Below are 4,576 nucleotides of genomic sequence, written 5' to 3'. Positions count from 1 at the left end.
TTCTATCAAATAAAAAAAAGACTGTCGACTATTACTTTGTCAACAGTCTGAAAAGATGGAAAATAATCCATCTTTTTTACTTCATTATTTTTTTTATTTCATTGACGACTCTTTGTGTATTAAAACCATCCCTATAGGTCACAAATTTCTTTTGAAATTCTTCAAAAACTTGCAAATCTGAATGTAAAACTTGATTTAATTGTTCTTCATTTGTACAAATTGCCGCAAATTTTTCTTCAAATAAATTCACATTGAATCCAATGGATTCTTTATAGGATTCATAGTCTTGTATAAAAACAATCATGGGTTTCTTTAATAAACAATAGTCAAAATAAACCGATGAATAATCTGAAATCAGACAATTTGAAACATACATCAAATCATACAAATCTTCATGTGATACATTCATTACTTTTGAATTTTTTATGTTTACATCTTTTAATAAAGGATGAAATTTACATAAAATAAGTTCATCTTCTTTTAATTGTATTTTATCAAAGTCCATAGAAACTCTTTGAAATCCATCAATAATATTTCCTCGAAAAGTAGGTGCATATAAAAATAGTTTTTTATTTTTGCATTGTGGATATTTATCATAAAATGTTGTTTCTTTTTTATGAATCAATTCATCCATTCTTGGTAAACCCGTTACTAATACTTGATTTTCATTGACATGAAAAGCCTGGCTGTAAACCGATTTCCAATAAGGAGCGTTACATATAACATAGTCATAATTTTGAATGGGATATTGTCTTTTAATCTGGTTTCCAAATTTTTTTATTGCTCCTGGTGCATGCCACATTTGAAGAACAATTGTATTTTTTGGTTTAAAATTGGATACAACATAATTATTATCATTTAATATAATTAATTTTGATTGTTTTAATTCAATGAGTTGTTTTAAACAATTAAAGAAATATCCTATTTTTCCTTTCAAATTTTGTTCAAATACAATTAAATTATAATGAATATCATAATTTTCTTTTTTTAATACATCATTCACCAATTTAAAATCCGATGACAATTCATTTTGTGTTAAAGAAATAAACGTAATTCGATTGTCTTTTTGTTTAAGAAAGAAAGTCAATTGATTCAAAAGTGTTAAACAAATCTTTAATATCAATTTACTAAGCCCCATGACAAATCTCCTTATACAAAATATCAACTACACGCTTTGATGCATGTCCATCTTCTTTATTATTAAAATATGAATTGAATTCTTTTAAATGTTCAAAATCAAATTCTTGTTTCTGAATGGATGCCAGTAAAGAATCTTCTTCTCGATAAATTTTTCCTGGTAAATCTGTATGAATATCCAAATAAAAGCCTCTTAAATCCTGGGCATATTCTTCTAAATCATACATATAAAAATAAATTGGACGATTTAATATCGCATAATCAAAGAAAACAGATGAATAATCTGTAACTAAGCAATCGGCTATTTCATAGAGCTGAGCAATATCCATTGTTGCATCCATGGAATATAGAAAACCTTTTAGTTCTTGATCTTCTTTAAATGAATTGATAATCAAATAATGTGGTTTAAATAAAACAATGTAGTCTTCTTGTAGATATTCTTTCCATTTTCTAAAATTTGCTTTTAATTCAAAAGTATAGCCAGCAGCTACATAAGAATTATCTCGCCACGTTGGTGCATATAATATGATTTTTTTATCCAGTGGAAGATGCATTTGTTTCTTCTTTTCCAACACTCGATTTTTATCTACAAGCGATAAAATATCATTTCTTGGATATCCTGTTTCAATTAATTTTTCTGGATCAATTCTAAATGCACTTGGAAATATTTTCGTACAAAACGCATTAGGTGAAATCATATAATTGTAACGTTTCACATCGACATCATATGTTTTATACATGCTTTGTGCATCCATTTGTGAACGATAAAACGTAGCATCTTCATTTAATTCAATGTCATGGGCCAATTTTTTTAAAGGCGTTCCATGCCATGTTTGAAGATAAATCTGTTGTTCTTTTTTTAATACATAGCCCGGTAACTTACAATTGACTATCCAAATCTTAGAATGTGCTAAATAATAGAAATAAGAAAAACTAAAATATTCAATGACTTTGGCATTGGGAATATTGAGTTGTTTTTTCTTATGATTTTTAATAGCCCATACAAATTGATAATCTTTAAAACGCTGGTCTTGTATTAAATATTGATGAAGAGCTTTGGGATTATCTGAATATCCTCGTCCATGGAAGGCAATAAATAAAATTGTGTAATCATCTATCGGAATCCATCGATACAAAAGACGATTCAATGTAACGATGATGCGATGAATGATTTTTTTTATCCATTTCATCATTTCTTTAATCCTTCTTTTGTAAGAAAACACGTTCTACAACTCTTTTTGATGCATTTCCATCGTCTAAATGACAGAAACGCTGATAAAATTGTTCGTATCTTTCTTTATATTGTTCATGAATTTCTTCAATGTGTTCAATGGCATATAGTACTTCTTCATTTGTATATAATAAAGGTCCAGGTACTTCAGTGGTCATATCAATATAAAATCCTCTTAATTGGTTTTTATATTTATCGATATCATATGTATAAAATAAAATAGGTCGTTTTAAATTCGCATAATCAAAGAAAACAGATGAATAATCTGTCATGCAAATATCACTAATCAAATACAATTCACTGATATCATCGTATTGCGATACATTATACGCAAAGCCTTCTAATCCAGTTGTATCTAAGTGATCGGAAATATATTGGTGCGTTCTTAACAACAATACATATTCATTTCCGATTTTTTCTTTCAACATTTTACAATCCAGCTGGAGTTCAAATTTATATTGTCCTTTTCCATAATATTCATCGTCTCGCCAAGTCGGTGCATATAAAATGGTTTTCTTGTCTAAAGGAATATTTAATTTCTTCTTAATTTCAATAGCTAATTCCTCTTTATTTTCAGCATATAAAATATCATTACGAGGATATCCCACATCCAGCATTTCACCTTCATACATAAAACAACGAGCTAATGTTTCCGTTGAAAAATCATTGGCACTAATTAAATAATCCCAGTCTTTTCTTTGTTTATAGAATTGTTGTTTATATTTTGGAGAAGCAGCAGTCACTTCTTCCTGATCAAAAACCAGTCGTTTTAAAGGTGTTCCATGCCATGTTTCCAAAAAAACTTGTCCTTCTCTTTTTCGATACCAAAGAGGAGGTCGAACATTAAATACAAGATACTTTGCACGTGCTAAATAATATGCATATTCAAATGAAAAACGCTTAACTACTTTTCCTCCATATTTTGGTTTGGCTCCATTATTCAGTGCCCATACAAATTCAAATTGATTGGAATAGTTTTTGGCTAAATATTCATAAATATATTTCGGTGAATCGGAATAATTTTTCGCATTAAATGTTTCAAATAAAACAACATTTTTCAATAATGGTTTCTTTAAATAGACGTGATAATACATTAATTTGTACATGGTATTTTTATTTTTTACCATATTTTTAAATTTTTTCTTTCCTAAGAAATTTCGAACCAATTTTAATGTTTGTTCTAAATCTTCTTTTTGAATGGAAACAATCATTTTTTGTTTCTCATTGGAATAGTCTTGAATTGTTTCTTTTGGAATTTGATTCATGACTTTTGAAAAAATCTTAAAATATTCATTTTTCCATTCTGGTTTTTCACTTCTTCTTAATCTTCGAATAAAGTGTGAAAAATAATAATTGATGATTTTACGATCAATTAATGTATGTAAAATTGAATTATTTGTTTTTTCATGTGCCAATTCATAGGATTTCATTCGTTCAAAGAAACGATTTTCGTTTTCTTCTTGTCTTAGAGCTGGATAATTAATTGGATCGTTGTGTCTTCTTTTTACATATATGGCTTCTAAACAAGATTGAAAAGATTGGGCTTTATCCAGGCATTCAATTATAAAAGGAAAATCACTGTAATATGTCATTGTTTCATCGAATTGAATATTGTTTTCAATTAAAAAATTTCTTTTATAGGCATGTGACAATACTGTTATATTATTAGATCCTTTTTTCTTTTTAAACATATGATAATATGCTAAAAGAATTGTATCCGATAGAGAATAAACTGAAAGAAATTCATCAATTTTTTGTTGCGACTCCATTTCTTTCATTTCAACTTCTTCTTCATCCAAATTTTCCATTTTCTTGTTTTGTTTTTCAAGATAATTGGCCATATTATTCCAGGTATTATGGACTTGTCCATAAATTATGTCTTGATTTGAAATAGATTGTACCAAAGTATTCAATGTATCTTTTAATACATAATCATCACTATCCAAAAAATAAATATAATCTGATTTTGCTTCTTGTATTCCGATATTTCTTAAACTCGCTACTCCATGTTGTTGAGTTGGAATCACTCGAATTGATAATGTTTCATATGATTTTACTAAATCGGAAACATCTTCACTTTCTTGATCTAAAATTAAAAGTGTTTCAAAATCATGAAAAGAACTATCTAATAAAGAGTCTAAACACTCTTTTAGATAGTTTTTATATTTTAAAAATGGAATAACAATGCTCAGTAACATATTTTCTTCT

Annotated in this window: 3 protein-coding genes; all 3 read right to left on the bottom strand. The window is 27.6% G+C overall.

The window, feature by feature from the left end:
* Window positions 1-76: 76 nt before the first annotated feature.
* Window positions 77-1,138, bottom strand: coding sequence for a CDP-glycerol glycerophosphotransferase family protein (locus ACI32A_RS09790; protein WP_439754877.1), 1,062 nt, complete (start codon window positions 1,136-1,138; stop codon window positions 77-79).
* Window positions 1,128-2,330, bottom strand: a complete 1,203-nt coding sequence (locus tag ACI32A_RS09785) for a CDP-glycerol glycerophosphotransferase family protein (RefSeq protein ID WP_439754876.1) — start codon at window positions 2,328-2,330, stop codon at window positions 1,128-1,130. The genes ACI32A_RS09790 and ACI32A_RS09785 overlap by 11 nt, the downstream gene beginning before the upstream one ends.
* Window positions 2,331-2,334: 4 nt before the next feature.
* On the bottom strand, window positions 2,335-4,576 hold a 2,242-nt coding region (locus ACI32A_RS09780), incomplete at its 5' end, for a CDP-glycerol glycerophosphotransferase family protein (protein WP_439754875.1).

This window comes from Floccifex sp. (assembly GCF_051873555.1).
In the GTDB taxonomy this organism is placed as follows: domain Bacteria; phylum Bacillota_I; class Bacilli_A; order Erysipelotrichales; family Erysipelotrichaceae; genus Floccifex.
Note: the sequence above shows the minus strand (reverse complement) of the source record. Positions and strands in the feature narration are given on the sequence as shown.